Source organism: Micromonospora sp. NBC_00362 (assembly GCF_026342155.1).
Classification (GTDB): domain Bacteria; phylum Actinomycetota; class Actinomycetes; order Mycobacteriales; family Micromonosporaceae; genus Micromonospora; species Micromonospora hortensis.
Map to the genome: position 1 here is coordinate 6,421,164 of NZ_JAPENH010000001.1, position 17,716 is coordinate 6,438,879.

Annotated in this window: 14 protein-coding genes; 7 read left to right on the forward strand and 7 right to left on the reverse strand. The window is 72.3% G+C overall.

Annotated elements, in window-relative coordinates; all coding sequences use genetic code 11:
- The first annotated feature begins 72 nt into the window (after positions 1-72).
- The 5 genes from OG992_RS29725 (at position 73) to OG992_RS29745 (ending at position 4,097) form a co-directional block, all read left to right on the forward strand.
- Positions 73-249 carry a hypothetical protein gene (locus OG992_RS29725; RefSeq protein WP_167492956.1) on the forward strand — a complete coding sequence of 59 codons (177 nt, stop codon included), beginning with the start codon at positions 73-75 and terminating at the stop codon, positions 247-249.
- A 74-nt stretch (positions 250-323) separates the two neighbouring features.
- The gene (locus tag OG992_RS29730) at positions 324-1,091 is read left to right on the forward strand and encodes a methyltransferase domain-containing protein (protein WP_266304879.1); all 768 of its coding nucleotides are present in this window, start codon (positions 324-326) and stop codon (positions 1,089-1,091) included.
- On the forward strand, positions 1,088-2,260 hold the full coding sequence (locus OG992_RS29735; protein ID WP_266304880.1) for an alkaline phosphatase family protein: 1,173 nt from the start codon (positions 1,088-1,090) through the stop codon (positions 2,258-2,260). Before OG992_RS29730 ends, OG992_RS29735 begins: the two co-directional genes overlap by 4 nt.
- A 62-nt stretch (positions 2,261-2,322) precedes the next feature.
- Entirely contained in the window at positions 2,323-3,582 is a 1,260-nt protein-coding gene (locus tag OG992_RS29740) for a DNA polymerase IV (RefSeq protein ID WP_266304881.1), read from the forward strand.
- A gap of 116 nt (positions 3,583-3,698) precedes the next feature.
- Positions 3,699-4,097, forward strand: a complete 399-nt coding sequence (locus OG992_RS29745) for a DUF3040 domain-containing protein (RefSeq protein WP_030334542.1) — start codon at positions 3,699-3,701, stop codon at positions 4,095-4,097.
- Between the two features lie 449 nt (positions 4,098-4,546).
- Here the strand turns inward: OG992_RS29745 and OG992_RS29750 are convergent, their stop codons facing one another.
- Genes OG992_RS29750 through OG992_RS29760 form a run of 3 tightly spaced genes read right to left on the reverse strand, consistent with a single transcriptional unit; the run spans position 4,547 to position 9,390 of the window.
- Positions 4,547-7,018 carry a DUF3488 and transglutaminase-like domain-containing protein gene (locus OG992_RS29750; RefSeq protein WP_238682862.1) on the reverse strand — a complete coding sequence of 824 codons (2,472 nt, stop codon included), beginning with the start codon at positions 7,016-7,018 and terminating at the stop codon, positions 4,547-4,549.
- 16 nt (positions 7,019-7,034) lie between these two features.
- Positions 7,035-8,333, reverse strand: coding sequence for a DUF58 domain-containing protein (locus OG992_RS29755; RefSeq protein WP_238682863.1), 1,299 nt, complete (start codon positions 8,331-8,333; stop codon positions 7,035-7,037).
- Between the two features lies 1 nt (position 8,334).
- Positions 8,335-9,390 (reverse strand): MoxR family ATPase, encoded by a 1,056-nt coding sequence (locus OG992_RS29760; protein ID WP_238682864.1) that lies wholly within the window; start codon positions 9,388-9,390, stop codon positions 8,335-8,337.
- Positions 9,391-9,793: 403 nt separating this feature from the next.
- Between OG992_RS29760 and leuS the strand changes: the two genes are divergently transcribed.
- Complete coding sequence (gene leuS / locus OG992_RS29765; protein WP_266304882.1) at positions 9,794-12,634, forward strand: leucine--tRNA ligase; 2,841 nt, start codon at positions 9,794-9,796, stop codon at positions 12,632-12,634.
- Positions 12,635-12,817: 183 nt separating this feature from the next.
- Here the strand turns inward: leuS and OG992_RS29770 are convergent, their stop codons facing one another.
- From OG992_RS29770 to OG992_RS29785, 4 genes are all read right to left on the reverse strand, one after another.
- A complete protein-coding gene (locus tag OG992_RS29770) occupies positions 12,818-14,032 on the reverse strand; it encodes a hypothetical protein (protein ID WP_266304883.1) in 1,215 nt (404 codons plus the stop codon).
- A 144-nt stretch (positions 14,033-14,176) separates the two neighbouring features.
- Positions 14,177-14,860, reverse strand: a complete 684-nt coding sequence (locus OG992_RS29775; RefSeq protein ID WP_238682867.1) for a TVP38/TMEM64 family protein — start codon at positions 14,858-14,860, stop codon at positions 14,177-14,179.
- Positions 14,857-15,576: a type 1 glutamine amidotransferase gene (locus tag OG992_RS29780; RefSeq protein WP_238682868.1), complete on the reverse strand. Its 720-nt coding sequence runs from the start codon at positions 15,574-15,576 to the stop codon at positions 14,857-14,859. The genes OG992_RS29775 and OG992_RS29780 overlap by 4 nt, the downstream gene beginning before the upstream one ends.
- A complete protein-coding gene (locus OG992_RS29785) occupies positions 15,566-16,813 on the reverse strand; it encodes a MurT ligase domain-containing protein (RefSeq protein ID WP_266305298.1) in 1,248 nt (415 codons plus the stop codon). The genes OG992_RS29780 and OG992_RS29785 overlap by 11 nt, the downstream gene beginning before the upstream one ends.
- A 355-nt stretch (positions 16,814-17,168) precedes the next feature.
- Here OG992_RS29785 and mraZ point away from each other — a divergent pair, with 355 nt between their 5' ends.
- A complete protein-coding gene (gene mraZ, locus OG992_RS29790; protein ID WP_030488958.1) occupies positions 17,169-17,600 on the forward strand; it encodes a division/cell wall cluster transcriptional repressor MraZ in 432 nt (143 codons plus the stop codon).
- Positions 17,601-17,716: the final 116 nt, after the last annotated feature.

The window sequence follows — 17,716 nt, forward strand, 5'->3', positions numbered from 1 at the left end:
TTCCCGAACCGTCGAGCGGGAGACTCGTCCCGAGCGGGCAGAGCGGCCCGTGATTCGTGAGGGGGAACGACAGTGACGGGAAATCACGCGTACACCGGTGGAATCGCCAACGCCCGGCGGACCCGACTGGGCACCGGCTGGGTGCCGTCGCACCTCGCCGACCCCCGCGAGTACGAGGTGACGAACGGTCCGGTGGCCAACGAGCGCCGGTCCCGGGCGGAGGACGAGGCCGAGGGCACCGAGGCCTGACCGACCGCCGACCACGCACCGATCGGGCGTGTGGTGGGCGCCCCCGCCACACGCCCGCACCACCACCGGGCCGGGTGACTAGGCTCGACCGGGTGGAGCAGACCCGAGGCCGGTTCGCCGAGCCGCCGCTGACACCCCGTACCGCCGTGATCTGGTCGGTGCTCCGCGCCGAGCTGGACCGGCGCGGCGACGCCGAGCTCACAGTCCTGGACGTGGGCGGCGGCACCGGCGGTTTCGCCGTTCCGCTGGCCCGCGCCGGGCATCGGGTCACCGTCGTCGACGCCAGCCCCGACGCGCTCGCCGCGCTCACCCGCCGCGCCGCCGAGGCCGGGGTGGCCGACCGGATCGCCGCCGTGCAGGGCGACGGTGACGCCCTCGCCGGGCTGGTCGAGCCGGCCGGCGTCGACCTGGTGCTCTGCCACGCCGTCCTGGAGGTGGTCGACGACCCGGTGCCGGTGGTGACCGCGCTCGCCACCGCGCTGCGTCCGGGCGGGGCGGCAAGTGTGCTCGTGGCCGGCCGGGCCGCCGCCGTGCTGGGCCGCGCGATGAACGGCCACCTCGACGTCGCGACCACGCTGGCCGCCGATTCGGCCGGCACCGCCGGACCACGGGACACGCTGCGCCGACGCTACGACGCCCCCGGCGCCGCCGCGCTGCTCGGCGCCGCCGGGCTGGTGGTCGAGGAGATCCACGGGGTACGCGTGCTGGCCGACCTGCTGCCGGCCGCTGTCGCCGACGGGCAGTCCGCCGCCGTGGTCGAGCTGGAACGTGCGCTGGCCGCCCAACCGCCGTACCGGGACCTGGCCGCCCAACTGCACCTGTTCGCCCGCCGGCCGGCATGATCGCCGAGGCTGGCGCCCAGCCCGCGCCGCTGGAGATCCTCGGGCCGGGCCACGGCGGCGGCCGCCTCGCCGACGTGCTGCCCAGCGCGCTGGCCGTGCTCGGGGTGCCCGGCTCGACCGACCCGCTCGGGCTCCGGCCCGCGCTGGGCGGCGTACGCCGGATCGCCGTGCTGCTCGTCGACGGGCTCGGCTGGTACCAGCTACCTACCGCGGCGCCGTACGCGCCGACCCTCGCCGGGCTCGCCGCGACGGTGGCTCGGCCGCTCATCGCCGGTTTCCCGTCCACCACCCCGACCAGCCTGGTGTCACTGGGCACCGGTGTCGCGCCGGGCGCGCACGGGGTGCTCGGCTTCACAGTGCGGGTGCCTGGCACCGATCGGGTGCTCACCCACACCGATTGGGCCGCCGATCCGTCGCCGCTGCGCTGGCAGCCGGTGCCCACCCAGTTGGAGCGGGCCCGCGCCGCCGGCGTGACGACGACCGTGGTGAGTCGGCCGGAGTTCGGCGGCAGCGGGTTGACACTGGCCGCCAACCGGGGTGGCGACTTCCGGGGCGCCACCGGCGGGGACGCGGTGGCCACCGCCATGCTGGCCGCGCTGGCCGCCGGCACCGGGCCCACACTGGTCTCCGGCTATCACGCCGACCTGGACCGGCACGGCCACGTCAGCGGCGTCGACTCGGCACCCTGGCGGGTCGCCGCCACCGAGGTGGACGCCCTGGTCGCCCGACTGGTCGACGGGCTGCCGCCGGACGCGGCGCTGCTGGTGACCGCCGACCACGGGCAGCTCGACATCCCTGCCGCGCACCGCTTCGACCTGGACACCGATCCGCGACTGCGCGCCGGTGTGCGGCTGGTGGCCGGCGAGGCCCGGGTGCGCTACCTGCACGTCGAGCCGGGTGCTGTCGACGACGTGCGGGCCGCCTGGTCGGAGGTGCTGGGCGTCGCGGCCCGGGTACGCACTCGCGACGAGGTGGTGGCCACCGGCTGGTTCGGGCCGGTGCCCGAGGAGCACCTGGGCCGGGTCGGCGACGTGGTGGTGACCTGCAACGACACGTACGCGGTCATGGCCAGTCGCACCGAGCGGCCGATGGCGTCGAAGTTGGTGGCCTACCACGGGTCGGACACCGCCGCGGAGCTGACAGTGCCGCTGCTGGTCGTGCGGGGCTGACCCGGGGACGGTTCGGCCGGCCGGCCGATGGTGGTGTCGTACCCCGGGGTTAACCTGCCGGGATGGGCCGCAGCCAGTCGTTGCCCCGGGGCGACGATCCGCGCTTCGGGCCGGACGCCGACGACTCGGCCAGCCCGATCCTGCACGTCGACATGGACGCCTTCTTCGCCGCCGTCGAGGTGCGCCGCCGTCCCGAGTTGCGCGGCCGGCCGGTGGTCGTCGGCGGTGTCGGCCCGCGCGGGGTGGTCAGCTCGGCCAGCTACGAGGCCCGCCGGTACGGCGTCCGCAGCGCGATGCCGACCAGTCAGGCCCGGGCCCGCTGCCCTCACGCGGTCTACCTGCCGCCGGACTTCTCCGCCTACACGGCCGCCTCCCGGGCCGTCATGCAGATCTTCCGGGACGTCACGCCGCTGGTCGAGCCGCTCTCCCTCGACGAGGCGTTCCTCGACGTGACCGGCGCCCGTCGGCTGTTCGGCTCTCCGGCCACCATCGCCCGGCTGATCCGTCGCCGGGTCGCCGACGAGCAGGCGCTGACCTGCTCGGTCGGGGTGGCGCCGACCAAGTTCGTGGCCAAGCTGGGCTCCACCCGCGCCAAGCCGGACGGCCTGCTGGTCGTGCCCCCGGGGCAGGTGCTCGACTTCCTGCACCCGTTGCCGGTGGACGCCCTGTGGGGGGTGGGGGAGCGCGCCGCCGAGGCGCTACGCCGGCTTGGCCTGACCACCGTCGGGGACCTCGCCGAGGCGCCGGTGGGCATGCTCCGCCGGGCCGTCGGTGCCGCCTCGGCCTCCCACCTGCACGAGTTGGCCTGGGGGCGCGACCCGCGCGGGGTCAGCCCCGAGCACGTCGACAAGTCGATCGGCGCCGAGGTGACCTTCGACGTCGACGTGGCCGACCCGTTGGAGATCCGCCGTGCGTTGCTCGCGCTCAGCGCGAAGGTCGGTGTCCGGCTGCGCGGCTCCGGGCAGGTCGGGCGCACCGTCTCACTCAAGGTCCGGTTGGCCGACTTCCGCACCGTCAGCCGATCTCGCACCCTCGACGTGCCCACCGACACCGCCCGCGAGATGTTCGACACGGTTTGGGCGCTCTATACCGCGCTGGACCCGGCCGAGCGGATCCGACTCGTCGGTGTCCGGGTGGAAGGGCTCGCCCCGGCGCAGGGCGCTCACCGGCAGCTCACCCTCGGCGCGCCCGAGCATGGCTGGCGCGAAGCGGAAGCTGCCGCGGACGCCGCCGCTGCCCGTTTCGGGCGGTCCGTCATAGGTCCGGCCAGTCTGATGGCCGACCGTGATCCCCGTCGAAACGAAAATCCACCCCGCCCATAGGTCGTCCCGCTTTCCGACGCGCGACCCCCCTCGTAGACTTGCGGGTAAGCAGCCGGTTGGCTGCCACGGTCTGTCGGCCCGAGTGGGCCCGACCAACGTGACCGGGGAGGAGTGCCGTGCCGCTCTCGGAGCACGAGCAGCGGCTGTTCGAGCAGATCGAGCGGTCGCTTGCCGAGGACCCCAAATTCGCCTCGGCCGTGCGCGCCAGCGATCCGCGCTTCCATGCGCGGCGTCGCCTGCTCGTCGCCGCCGGCGTCATCATCGCTGGCTTGGCTCTACTGGTCTATGGCGCGGTGATCAAGACTCCACCACTGGCGGTGGCGGGCTTCGTCGTCATGCTGGCGTCGGCCGCGTTCGCGGTGCAGTCGCACCGGCGGGCGCAGTCACCCGACCTGCACGTGGTGGGCGGCACGACGAGTCGTCGTCGTCCCCGCGGTGGCCGATCCGGTCGCCGGTCGTCAATCCTGGACCGCATGGAGGACAGGTGGCGGCAGCGCCCGGAGGGGCACCGCTGAGCCGGTCCCGCCGCTGAGGCGGGCCGTACGCCGCGACGAGCGGTCGCCGGGCAACAGCCCCCGGCGACCTCCGTCGTATCCGCGCGCCCTCTACCGCTGCCCGCCCTCTCCCGCAAGATCGTGCTCGATCCTGGAAGTAGTGGCATCGTGTGCGAGGGGAAGGGCCTCCTCCCTGGATCGAGCACGACCTTGGGTGGTCCGGGACACCGCGACGTCACCGCACCACAGCGCAGACCCGATGTCGCCTCAGCCGAGGCCCCACTCGGACCGCGCGGTCTTCGACCTCGCGTCAACACGGTCCCGCTGCGCCTGACCCGCGTCGCCACCCCAGAGCGCCCATGATCACTTGATGATGAGTAGCTACCAGAAGCGGTCTGCAACTACTGGTCATCAAGTGATCATGGGCGGCGCCGGGTAGGTGGTGGCGGAGTGGGTGGGTCGGGTTTCGGTCAGCGAGCGGCCCGGTCGGCCAGCAGCCGTCGGGGGTTCCACCGCAGCAGTCGGTACCGGGCCTGCCCGGTGAGCGCCACCATCCGGCCGGACCTGTCCGCCGTTGTGGTGCGCCAACGCAGCAGCACCGAGGGCGGCAGCACGGCGGCGAGCAGGCGGGTCCGTCGGTCCGCCCGTGCCGCGAGTGCCGCACGGACCGCGCGTAGCGCCGGCAGCAACCGCTCACCGGTCAGCGGATCCCGCGCGTAGCGGGCCCGCTCCTCTGCCCGGCCCAACAGCCGCACGGACCCGATCGCGTCATCATCGTCGAGGGAGTCCCGGACAAGCCGGTCCGCGGTCGCCCTGGGCGTCTCGGTCAGATCGACCGGAACCCGGAAGTCCACAAGCGTGTCGAGCAGCTCCGCCCAGGCGGCGTGCGCGTCCGCGCGGGCCCGGTCGGCGTCCGCGCTGACCACCACCGGACGTGCCCCCGGCTCGCTGTCGCCGTCGACCCTCGCGGAGGGCATCGCCACGCTCGCCGCGCGGCCACTGCGTCGGCGCCGCAGGGCCATCCGGCGCAGCGCGGGCACCGCGAGCAACAGCAGCAGGGCCACCAGGCCCGCTGCCCACCACGGCCAGACCGGTGGCTGCTCGTTCGGGGTCGTCCCGCCGAGAGAGAGCCCGTCGTCGGTGTCCTGGTCGGCGTTGTCCGGGCCGGTCGGCGCCGTCGAGGCATCCGGGTCAGTCGGGGCGCTCGTAGCGCCGCTGCTCGGGCTGGGCTCCTCCGGCGCGTCAGTGTCCGGTGCCCAGGCCGACCGGGTGGAGCCGGGCACACCGTACGCCGGGGTGGCGTCGAACGGCACCCAACCAGCCCCGTCGAAGTAGACCTCGGTCCAGGCGTGCAGGTTGAGATTCGTCAGCGTGAAGGTGTCACCGTCGCGCTTGCTGCCGTTGGTGAACCCGAACGCCACCCGGGCCGGAATGCCGGCCGAGCGGACCAGCCAGGCCATCGCGGCGGCGTACTGCTGGCAGTAGCCGACCTTGTTGGTCAGAAAGTTGACGATGTCCTGACCGCTGCTGCCGCTCTCGGTGCTCAACCGGTAGCTGAAGCCGTTGTCCGCCGAGAAGTGCTGGTAGATCGACAGCACCTTGTCGTAGTCGGTGCGCTTGCCCTGGATCAGCCCCTTGACCAGCTCCTCCACCTCGGGCACCGGCCCGGGGGTGGCGGTCATCTGTCGGCGTACGGGGTGCTCGGTCGGCAGCGGCTTCGCGGCTCGCAACGCGTCGGGCGTAAAGGTCGAGCGGACGTAGTCGAAGGAGTACTTCCGACCGCGGGAGTTCTCCCGGTTGGAGAAGACGACCTGCTGGTTGGTGTCGTAGAGCCAGTTGTCGCTGAGGTCGTCGGCGCTGGTCGGTTCGGCGTACACGGGCATCAGCGACATGCTCAGGCTCTTGGTGACCTCGACGGTCGCCTGGTAGGTGGTCTGCCGCACGCCTGGGCCGGCCCGGTCGGCCGGGTTCGGTAGGTCTTTGTTGACCGACCGGCCGCTGGGGTTGCGCGCCTGGAAACCAGCGGGGCGCAGCTCGTCGGCGACCGCGTAGCGCAGGTAGAACGGGTTCTGCTCGGACGTCTTCACCTTTACCAGGTCGGCCACCTGGGACTGGTTGAGCTGACCGGCGAGCGAGGCGAACAGGTCGATCCGACCCGACGTGCCGCCCGAGCCGGACCCGTTGCCGGTGCCGTTACCCGGCCCTCGGCTGAGCGAGTCGAGCAGCCCGCTGGTCATGCCGGGCACCGCCAGCGGCAGCACCACAGCCAGGGCCACCCCGACCGCCGCGAGCCGACGGCCGGCGGACGCCAGCGGAGAGGCCTCCCACACGTCGACGTCGCGGCCATCACCGGTGAACCGGCGTCCGAAGCGGCGCACCCGGTCGACATTGTCGGTGACCAGCAGCCAGAGGTAACCGGCGGCGCCCACCACGAACGGCACCGCGGGGACGCTGTCCACGTAGACGGCGACCGGCACCGAGTAGATGGCGAGCATCGGCAGCCCCGCCAGCGCGGGCCGACGCAGGCCCACGGCCAGCACGTCCACCAGCACGGCGACCCCGCCGACACCGAGCACGGCGATGAACAGCAGCGGATCGGTGTCCGGGACCTCGACCCCGTACGAGCGCATGTCCTGCATGGAGCCGGCGAGCAGGTCGCCGAAGTACGCGAGCGTGCCCGGGGTGGGCAGGATCGCGAACAGCTCCTGGCCGCTGGGGAACAACCAGGTCAGGGCGAGCGTCAGGCCGGCCAGCATGCCCAGCACCTGACCCCACAAGGGTGCCCGGGCGAGGCGGGTCAGCGCGGCCACCCCGGCCACCACGGCGACCGCGATGATGGACTCGATCAACCACGTCCAGCCCTGGAAGATGGCCGACAGCGGCGCGGCGGCCAGCAGCGTGGCAGCGGCCGCCACCATGCCGATGTTCCGACTGCTGATCATGAGGGGAGCCTTCCGTTCATCGCACACCGCCGGCGACCGTCTCGGCCAGCGCGGCTCGCAGGGCGAACCCCTGGGCACCCCGACCGACCTGCGGCCACAGCGCCGGCAGCCGGCCGCCGTGGTCGACGCCGACCACCCGCCAGCCACTCTGCAACATGGCGAGGACGGCGGCGGCGTGGGCGTGCTCCGCCTCGGCCCGCGCCTTCTCCGGCAGGCTGAGCCAGGTGGAGCTGTTCAGGAGGAAGCCGACGCAGGTGGCGCCGTTGCCCCGCAGCCCGGCCAGCAGCTCCGCCTCGGCGATGCTCACAGTGCCGAACAGGCCGATGATGAGACCGCCGTCGGCGCGTTGGCGGACCCGCTGCACGAGGCCGGTGACCTCGGCGCGCTGATCCAGTCGGACCTCCGCGAGGTGATCGAGCAGCGCGCCGTCGCCGCCGGCCTCCGAGGCGTCCACATCTGCCCCCGAGCCGGTGACCAGGCGCAACTTGTAACCGGCCTGCCGCAGGTGGACGGCGATGCTCGCGGCGGCCGAGACCGACCACTCGAAACTGGCCGTCGGCCCCTCGCCCCGGTGGCCGTACGCCCGGGTGTCCAGGACGACTGTGGCCCGGCTCTCCCACGGTTGCTCCTCGCGGCGCACCATCAGCTCACCGGTGCGGGCGGTGGACTTCCAGTGCACCCGGCGCAGGTCGTCGCCGCGCCGGTACTCCCGGGTCGCGGCGTCGTCCTCACCGTGCACCGCCACCGAGCGGGCCCGGCTGTCGCCGCTGCCCGCGTACTCCCCGGGGAGCCGGACCGACGGCAGCGGGGTGACCTGCGGGATGACCGTCAGGTGGTCGGTGCTGGGGAAGGAGCGGGTGAGTTCACAGAGGCCGAACGGGTCGGTCATCCGGACGACCAGCGGGCCCACGTCGTAGCGGCCCCGCACGTCGGCCCGCACCGTGTACGCCACGGAGCTGGCCTGGTGCGCGCCGAGCCGCTCCAACACCACCCGGGGCCGGCTGCCCAACGCGTAGGGCAGCCGGTCCTCCAGGAGCAGGGTGCCGGTCGGCAGCCGGGAGAGGTTCTGTAGGCGCAGCACCACCCGGGAGTTGGCGCCGACCGGAACCCGGTGCGGGTCCAGGGAACGGTTGCAGGCCAGCTTGTAGCGGCTCCGCCCGACGTAGGCGGCGGCCAGCAACGGCAGGATGGCCAACAGCACAGCCACCCGGAGCAGGTCCTTCTCGCCGAGGATGCCGGCGGAGATCGCCGCCGCGACCGCAGCGGCGAGGAAGGACCGCCCGCGGGTGGTCAGCCCGCGTAGCCCGGCACGCACGTCATGGCCTCCGCGGCTCGTAGGGCGCGCGACCGTTGCCGGTGGCGGGGGGCCGGGTGTCGTACGGGTTGCGCTGCCGGTCGTGTGGCAGCGGCAGGCGGTGCACCAGCTCGGAGACGATCGCGTCGGTGGTGCGCCGGGCGAGCTGCGCGTCGGCGGTCGGGATGATCCGGTGGGCGAGCACCGGAACCGCCAGGGCCTGCAGATCGTCGGGGAGGACGTAGTCGCGGCCCTCCAGGGCGGCGACCGCCCGGGCGGTGCGCAACAGCTGCAGGGTCGCCCGGGGGGACGCGCCGAGCCGCAGGTCGGGGGCCTCGCGGGTGGCGGTGACCAGGTCGATGGCGTACTGCTTGACCGCGTCCGCCACGTGCACCTGGCGGACGGTGGCGATCAGCTGCCGGACGATGGCCGCGTCGGAGACCGCGCGCAGCTCGTGCAGCGGGTCGGTGGCGCCGTGCCCGTCGAGCATGGCCAGCTCGGCGTGGGAGTCCGGGTAACCCATCGCGATGCGGGCGGTGAACCGGTCGCGCTGCGCCTCCGGCAGCGGGTAGGTCCCCTCCATCTCGATCGGGTTCTGGGTGGCGATCACCATGAACGGGGTCTGGAGCTGGTACGTCACCCCGTCGACGGTGACCTGCCGTTCCTCCATGCACTCCAGCAACGCCGACTGGGTCTTCGGCGAGGCCCGGTTGATCTCGTCGCCGACCACCAGGTTGGCGAACACGGCGCCGGGGCGGAACTCGAAGTCGTGCGTCTCCTGGTTGTAGACGCTGACCCCGGTGACGTCGCTGGGCAGCAGGTCGGGGGTGAACTGGATCCGTCGCACCGTGCAGTCGATGGACCGCGCGAGGGCCTTGGCAAGCTTGGTCTTGCCGACACCCGGGACGTCTTCGATCAGGAGGTGACCCTCGGCGAGCAGGACGGCCAGGGCGAGCCGCACTGTGGCGGTCTTACCCTCGATGACCTGCTCGATGTTGGCCACGATGGCCTCGCTGGCGGCGCGGAACTCGTCGTGCGGCAACAGGCCGCCCACCTCGTCCCAGGTCTGTTGTGTCACGGGCCTCCTCCTCGTCGCCGTCACGGCAGCTCTCTAGAGAGCACCTGGACCCGCCGTTGGGTTCGCGACGTCGAGCCTCGTTTGCCGCAGGAATCTCACTAGTCTCTCAGGCTAACCATGTTTGTCGTTATCGCCGACCCCCGCAGGTAGTCCGTCGGTTACGCACCGATATTCGCCAGCTCGGGGGAACGGGTTCGACAACGCCCGGGGGCCGGCAGGGCGATCCGTGGAAGAGGTACACTGCGGGGCATGGCCGGAGTCTTCCTGCTTCTTACCGGGCCGTGCTGATGCGCTGAACCCAGCGACAGCACGGCGGCCCCTCCTGCGCGAGGGGCTTTTTTGTGCCCGCCGCCGGCCCGGCCCGGTGGTGCCGAGACGAAGCGAAGCGAAGCGAGGAGAGACGATGAGTGAGGCAGCCGCACCGGCGGGCGACATTCCCCCGTTCCGGTACACCGCGGCCCTGGCCGACGAGATCGAGATTCGTTGGCAGGACATCTGGGCGCGCGAGGGCACCTTCCACGCACCGAACCCGACCGGCCCGTTTGCCGACCCGACCCACCCACGCGCCGGCGCGGAGAAGCTGTACGTGCTGGACATGTTCCCGTACCCCTCCGGAGCGGGCCTGCACGTCGGCCACCCGCTGGGCTACATCGGCACCGACTGCTACGCCCGCTACCAGCGGATGGCCGGCCGCAACGTGCTGCACGCGATGGGCTTCGACGCGTTCGGGCTGCCCGCCGAGCAGTACGCGGTGCAGACCGGCACCCACCCCCGCACCACCACCGTCGCGAACATCGAGCGGTACAAGGCGCAGCTGCGCCGGCTGGGGCTGGCGCACGACGAGCGCCGCTCGGTGGCCACCATCGACACCGACTTCTACCGCTGGACCCAGTGGATCTTCCTGCAGATCTTCAACTCCTGGTACGACAGCGACGCCAACCGGGCCCGTCCGATCGCCGAGCTGATCGCCGAGTTCGAGGGCGGTAACCGGCCCACCCCGGACGGCCGCGCCTGGGCCGAGCTGAGCGTCGCCGAGCGCCGCCAGGTCGTCGACGACCACCGCCTGGCGTACGTCTCGCAGGCGCCGGTGAACTGGTGCCCGGGGCTGGGCACCGTGCTGGCCAACGAGGAGGTCACCGCCGACGGCCGTTCCGAGCGGGGCAACTTCCCGGTCTTCAAGCGCAACCTGAAGCAGTGGATGATGCGGATCACCGCGTACGGTGACCGGCTGCTGGACGACCTGGACAGCCTGGACTGGCCCGAGCCGATCAAGCTGATGCAGCGCAACTGGATCGGCCGCTCTACCGGCGCCCACATCGACTTCCCGACCAGCGCGGCGCCGGTGCGGGTGTTCACGACCCGCCCGGACACCGTCTTCGGCGCCACCTACATGGTGCTGGCGCCCGAGCACGAGCTGGTCGACACGCTGGCGCCGGCCAGCTGGCCGGACGGGACGAGGGACGCCTGGACCGGCGGGCACGCCAGCCCCCGGGAGGCCGTCGAGGCGTACCGCAAGGCGGCGGCTGCCAAGACCGACGTCGAGCGGCAGTCCGACAGCAAGGAGAAGACCGGCGTCTTCATCGGCGCGTACGCCACCAACCCGGTCACCGGTGGGCAGATCCCGATCTTCATCGCCGACTACGTGCTGGCCGGCTACGGCACCGGCGCGATCATGGCGGTGCCGGCGCAGGACGAGCGGGACTGGGCGTTCGCCGAGGTCTTCGAGCTGCCCATCGTCCGTACCGTGCAGCCGGCGGAGGGCTTCGACGGCAAGGCGTACACCGGGGACGGCCCGGCGATCAACAGCGCCGCGCCCGAGCGCGGCCTGGACCTGAACGGCCTGGGGGTCGCCGACGCCAAGGCGGCGATCATCGCCTGGCTGGAGGCGAACGGGCACGGCACCGGCGCGGTGACCTACCGGCTGCGCGACTGGCTGTTCTCCCGGCAGCGTTACTGGGGCGAACCGTTCCCGATCGTCTACGACGAGACCGGTGCGGCCATCGCCCTGCCGGAGGAGATGCTGCCGGTCGAGCTGCCGGAGGTCGACGACTTCTCCCCGAAGACGTTCGAGGCCGACGACGCCAACAGCAACCCGGAGACCCCGCTGTCCCGGCGGCGCGACTGGGTCGAGGTCGAACTGGACCTGGGTGACGGGCCGAAGCGCTACACCCGGGAAACCAACGTGATGCCGCAGTGGGCCGGCTCCTGCTGGTACGAGCTGCGCTACCTGGACCCGACGAACAGCGAGCGGTTCGTCGACGCGGAGAACGAGCGGTACTGGATGGGTCCGCGCGCCGACGGTGACTGCGGGGGCACCGACCTGTACGTCGGAGGCGCCGAGCACGCCGTGTTGCACCTGCTGTACGCGCGCTTCTGGCACAAGGTGTTGTTCGACCTGGGGCACGTGTCGTCGTTCGAGCCGTTCCGCAAGCTGTTCAACCAGGGCATGATCCAGGCGTACGCGTACACCGACTCGCGCGGCAGCTACGTGCAGGCGGAGGAGGTCTTCGAGCGCGACGGCGCCTACTACCTGGGTGACCTGGCGGTCAACCGCGAGTACGGCAAGATGGGCAAGTCACTGAAGAACGTGGTGACCCCCGACGACATGTGCGCCGCCTACGGTGCGGACACCTTCCGGGTGTACGAGATGTCGATGGGCCCGCTGGAGGTCTCCCGCCCGTGGGAGACCCGGGCTGTGGTCGGCTCGTACCGGTTCCTGCAGCGGGTGTGGCGGGCCGTCGTCGACGAGCAGACCGGTGCCCTGCGGATCACCGAGGACCCGGCCGACGAGGCGACCCGTCGGCTGCTGCACAAGGTGATCGACGGGGTCCGTGGCGACATGGACGGCATCCGGTTCAACACCGCTATCGCCAAGCTGATCGAGCTGACCAACGGGCTGACCCGACTGTCGGCAACGCCCCGCGAGGTGGCCGAGCCGCTGGTGCTGATGGTGGCGCCGTTCGCCCCGCACGTGGCCGAGGAGCTGTGGCGCAAGCTGGGCCACGACACCTCGCTGACGTACGCGGACTTCCCGACCGCCGACCCGACGCTGCTGGTGGCCGACACGGTTACCTACCCGGTGCAGGTCAACGGCAAGGTCCGTGGTCGCGTCGAGGTCCCGGCCGACGCCTCCGAGGAGAGCGTCCGCGCGGCGGCCCTGGACGCGGTGGCGGCAACTTTGAACGGCAAGGAACCGCGCAAGGTCATCGTGGTCAAGGGCCGGATGGTCTCGGTCGTCGCCTGACGGCGAGCGATACGCACCGTGACGTCCACGGAGGTGGGCACCGCGTTGAGCGTTATGACTCAGAGGCATATTTATGCCTCTGAGTCATAACGTTCTCCGGCGCATCTCCGCCGGCCGCCGCACAGCCGGCTCGTGCAGTCGCCGGATCAGCCAGACCAGCCGCCCGGCGTTGCGCTCCGGTGGTCACGGGCAGGGCGGCAGTGGCGGTAGTCGGTCCGGGCGCAGCAGCGAGTACGCATGCTGCTGTGCGGGGTCCGAGTTGTTGTCCGGGTCCACCAGCAGCGCCTCGCCCGAGGCGACCGCGTGGGCGTGATCGGCGGTCAGCCGCACGTACGACCCGGTTCGCAGGTCGGCCACGTACCAACCCAGGTGGTACTGGAAGATCACCAGGTCCCCGACGGCAGTGGGCGTGGCAACCGTGTGGAAGGGGTCGACGGTCGGGGGCCTGGTGCCCGGTGGCAACGAGGTAGCGGCGGCCGTGGCCGGCGGAGAAGTCACCCGGAACGCGCGGACCGGTGCCGCCCAGTCCGGTCGCCAGACGGTAAGGGTGCGCTCGTCGCGGGACACCCAGGCAGTGGTCCGGCCGTCGGTGGTCACGTCGACCGTGGTGCCCGGTCCCGGGCTCGGCTGCGGCGCGGACCCAGCCTTACCGTCCGGACCGACAGCGTTCAGGCGACCCGTGGCCCGATCGAACCAGAGCAGGTCGGCGCCGTGGAACCCGACACCGCCCACCGGGCCGGTGGCCACCGTGCGGACCGTCCCGGCAGCCAGGTCGTGCAGGGTCAGCTCGTTCCGGTCCTCGCCGAGGATCCTGGTGACGGCGAGCTTCCCGTCGCGCAACGGGGGCCGGAAGAGGAAGTCCGCGGTGCCCAGCACCTGCCGTGGTGCGGTCCCCGACTCCGCATCCCAGGCAAACAGTTCGGAGCCGCCGCCACCGTGGGGTGCCGCTCGCATGAGGCTGCTGCGCGCGTACACCAGCCAGCGCCCGTCGAAGACGCCCCACAGGGGGAAGGTGAACATGTCTGGCATGGTGGCCACCTCCCGCCGTCGGCCGTCCTTCTCCTGCCAGACCAGCGTCATCGAGCCGCCGCGCTGCACAGTGGCGAACGCGGAGCGACCATCCGGCGCCGGGGTGAGCGCCGCCCATCGTTCCCCGGGCTCCTGGGGAAGGCGACTGTCACGGATCGCGTCCTGCCAGCTCGGCGGCATGGCGACCGGGCAGAAGTCGGCCAGCGGTGGGGCGGTCACCCGTGTCGCGGGCGGTGCCTCGGCAGTGGCGGGCGGCGACGATGCGGCCGGTGGGTCGCCCGGCGTGCACGCCGCGAGCAGCGCCGCGGCGAGGGCCGCGACGAGGGCGATGGCTCGGGAACCGATCCTGGCTCGAGGCAAGGGCATCATGGCCGCAGACGCTAGATCGCGCCGGCGCTGCCCGATGCCCTGCCGGCGGGATCGTCGTCCGGCCGTTACCACCGCGGAACCGACAGGATCCTGTCATCGACCGTCCGCAGGTGGCAGGGGGTCCGCTCGGCTCTCCGCAGCGGGTCAGACCGGCATGGAGCGGCGGCGGCGTTCGGCGCGCCACCACTGGTGGATGAGCACCAGGCTGGCGATCAGACCGAGGCTGGCCGGGGCGGCCGCGTACCAGTTGACGTGCCCCGGGGAGCTGACCGCCGCGCCGATCGCCGCGTAGCCGAAGGCGGTCGGCGCGGACGCGATCACGCTGCCGGCCAGGAACGGCAGCACCCGGGCGCCGGTCGTGCCGTAGCCATAGCTGACCAGGCCGAAGCCGGCGATCGGCAGCAGTCGGACGGTGACCACACCGAGCACGCTCTGCCGGGCGAACCAGCCGTCGAGGCGGGCCAGGCGACCGCGGACCCGCTCGGCGACGAACTCCCGACCGAGCAACCGGCCGACAGTGAACCCGATCGCCGCCGCCACCAGCGCGGCGCCCAGGGCGTACGCGGCACCTTCCAGCGGACCGAAGATCGCACCTGCGGCGAGCGTGATGAAGGTCCGGGGCACCAGCGCGACAAGCAACAGCGCACCACCGAGGATCGCCGCCACCGGGGCGAGGTCGCCGAGCCGGTCGGCGACCAGAGGCAACTGCGCCGGATCCGGCCGGGGCACCAGCAGCAGCAGTAACCCACACCCGCCGATCAGCAGCACGAGCAGGGCGAACCGGGCGGCCGACGGCTGCCGGAGCAGCCGCCGGACGGCGCGGATCATGCCCGGGCGGCGGCCACCGCGGAGCGGCGCTCGTTGCGGAGCCGGTCCGACCAGGTGTCGTCCAACGGCGGGAGTTGGTGTGCCCCGGTGGCCCAGCGCAGCAGCAGGTCGGCCAGGGCCGGGTTGCGGGCCAGCGCCGGACCGTGCGAGTAGGTGCCGAGCAACTTGCCGCGCCACGCGCCCTCGGTGGCACCGTTGTTGCCCACGCCGGCGGTGACCCTTGCCAGCGGGGAAACCTCCGGGCCGAGGTGGGTGCGGCCGCCGTGGTTCTCGAAACCGGTCAGCGGGGGCAGGCCCAGCCGGGGGTCGATCTCCCCGGCCAGCTCACCCACGGCTCGGCTCTCACCCCGGTCGGACTGCAGGTCGAGCAGCTCCAGCCCGCGGCACTGGACACCCTTGGCGAAGAACGAGGTGCCGAGCAGTTGGTAGCCGGCGCAGACGCCGAACACGACCGAGCCCTGGGCGACCGCGCGGTGCAGGCCGCCGTCGGCGAGCAGCCGCTGGGCGCCGAGCGCCTGCGGGCCGTCCTCGCCGCCGCCGACCAGGTAGATGTCGGCGGTCGCGGGCAGCCGCTGATCGGAGCGGACCTCCAGCACCTCGACCGGCATCCCACGCTGACGGGCGCGACGGGCGAGGATCAGGGCGTTGCCCCGGTCTCCGTAGGTGGAGAGCAGGTCGGGGTAGATCCAGACGATGCGCAGACTCTCAGATGACACGGTCCAACTCCGCTCGGATGTCCTGGAACGCGGTGTAGTTCGCGATGACCTCCAGCCGGCCGGGCGGGACCGACCGGAGTGCGTCGTCGAACGTGCGGACGTGCTGGAACGGCACGTCGTTGACGTCCAGTCGAACCGCCAGGTCGTATGCCCGGTCGCCGGTGATCAACACCTGCCGGCCGCGGAGCGGGGCGAAGTCGACGTCGTACAGCCAGGAGGTGTCCAGACCGTCGGGGTCGCGCGCGTTGATGGAGAGCAGGGTCGGCGCGTCGTCGGCCATGTCGAACGCCTCCAGCCAACTGGCCGGGTTTTTGGCCAGCAGCAGCCGGATGTTGCGCCCGTCCTTGTCGACCTGTGCGTAGCGGCCGGCCACCGACGTGACGATGCCGAGGCGGGACACCGCGTCGACAGGGCGTACGCCGAACTCGGCGGCCACCGCCAGCGCGGTCGCCGCGTTGCCGAGGTTGACCTTGCCGGGCAGTTGGAGCGAGACCTTGTGCCAGGCGCCGGTGGGGTCGAGCACGCCCTCGTCCTCGACGACCCAGTGCGGCTCCGGTCGGCGTAGCGGGCAGCCAGTGCACCACCACTGCTCGCCGGAGCGCTGGATGGTGGAGCCGCACTCCGGGCAGACCCAGGAGTCGTCGTGCCAGCGTTGGCCGGCACTGAACCACGTCACGTGCGGCGGGTTGATGCCCCGGGTGGGGTCGCCTGGTGGGGTGGCGGCCCACACCACCAGTGGGTCGTCGGCGTTGGCCACGACCCGTACGTTGGTGTGCCGGACCAGCGCCGCGCGCCAGAGCTGCGCCATCATGGCGACCTCCTTGGCGCGGTCGAGCTGGTCGCGGGAGAGGTTCAGCAGCGCGACCACGTGCGGCTCGGTCGCCTCCAGCACCTGGGCCAGGTAGTGCTCGTCGACCTCCAGCACCGCGTACGGGGTGCTGCCGGCCTTGGCCAGCGCCGAGGTGTGCCCGCTGGGCATGTTGGCGCCGAACGAGTTGGTGGCGACCCGGCCGAGCACGCCGACAGCGGCGGAGGTCAACCGGGTGGTGGTGGTCTTGCCGTTGGTGCCGGAGACGAGCGCGATAGCGCGCCCGGCCGACAGGTGGGCCAGCAGGTCCGGGTCGATCTTCAGGCCGATCCACCCGCCGATCACCGAACCGTCGCCACGGCCGGCGGCCCGGGAGAGCGCCGCGGCGGTCCGTGACACGGAGCTGGCCACCTTGGCCCGTAGGGGCATTTTCGCGTCCGTCACGCGAGCGAGGTTACCGGACCGCCGGCCCCACCAGATCGCCGCCGACTGTGAACCGTTCGGCCGTGGTGGCTGCGCGGGCGGCCGGGTCGGCGTCCCCCGGACGGAGTCGATCTATGTCGGAAAGCGGACCACGCCGAGGGGCGGCCGGAGCCCTCCACTCCGCTCCACCCCTCGTGACGTGCGGTTTTGTCGCCGGGTCAGGCGCGCCACGCGGGCGTATTTGGTTGCGGGTGGAGGGAAGTGGAGTAGAGTGGGGACCAATGGTGAGGCCGGGAGGGCTCACCGGCCCGGGGGGTCAGCGGCGCCGCGAACGCCGCTCAGGGGCGAGGGGGTTGGGCCGATGTTTCTCGGCACCCACACTCCGCGCCTGGACGAAAAGGGCCGGTTGATCCTTCCGGCCAAGTTCCGGGATGAGCTGGCGGGGGGTGTCGTGGTCACCAAAGGGCAGGAGCGCTGCCTCTACGTCTTCCCGACCCCTGAGTTCCAGCGGATCGCGGAGCAGTTGCGCGCACAGCCGATGACCCACAAGGCGGCCCGGGCCTACAGCCGGGTCTTCTTTGCCAGCGCGCACGACGAGGTTCCGGACAAGCAGGGCCGGGTGACCATTCCGGCTCACCTGCGGGCCTATGCCGCGCTGGACCGCGAGTTGGTGGTGATCGGCGCGAGCACGCGGGTGGAGATCTGGGACAAGGTCGCCTGGGAGACCTACCTCGCCGAGAGCGAAGACGACTTCGCCGACATCGAGGAGGGGGTGCTGCCCGGCGGTCTGTAGGGCGGTAACGGCGCCCGACGTACTGCGAGATCTCCAGCCGCTTTCGAGTTCCTGGCATCACTTCCCCGGTGCCAGGCGCACGATCCAGTCATTGGGCGACGGTCCGGTGTCAGGCG

What these genes read in the sequence shown, in the direction of transcription:
- OG992_RS29735 (WP_266304880.1), top strand. Translation starts at nt 1,088, where the DNA reads ATGATCGCCGAGGCTGGCGCCCAGCCCGCGCCGCTGGAGATCCTCGGG.
- OG992_RS29740 (WP_266304881.1), top strand. Translation starts at nt 2,323, where the DNA reads ATGGGCCGCAGCCAGTCGTTGCCCCGGGGCGACGATCCGCGCTTCGGG.
- OG992_RS29750 (WP_238682862.1), bottom strand. Translation starts at nt 7,018, where the DNA reads ATGATCAGCAGTCGGAACATCGGCATGGTGGCGGCCGCTGCCACGCTG.
- leuS (WP_266304882.1), top strand. Translation starts at nt 9,794, where the DNA reads ATGAGTGAGGCAGCCGCACCGGCGGGCGACATTCCCCCGTTCCGGTAC.
- OG992_RS29770 (WP_266304883.1), bottom strand. Translation starts at nt 14,032, where the DNA reads ATGATGCCCTTGCCTCGAGCCAGGATCGGTTCCCGAGCCATCGCCCTC.
- OG992_RS29775 (WP_238682867.1), bottom strand. Translation starts at nt 14,860, where the DNA reads ATGATCCGCGCCGTCCGGCGGCTGCTCCGGCAGCCGTCGGCCGCCCGG.
- OG992_RS29785 (WP_266305298.1), bottom strand. Translation starts at nt 16,813, where the DNA reads ATGCCCCTACGGGCCAAGGTGGCCAGCTCCGTGTCACGGACCGCCGCG.
- mraZ (WP_030488958.1), top strand. Translation starts at nt 17,169, where the DNA reads ATGTTTCTCGGCACCCACACTCCGCGCCTGGACGAAAAGGGCCGGTTG.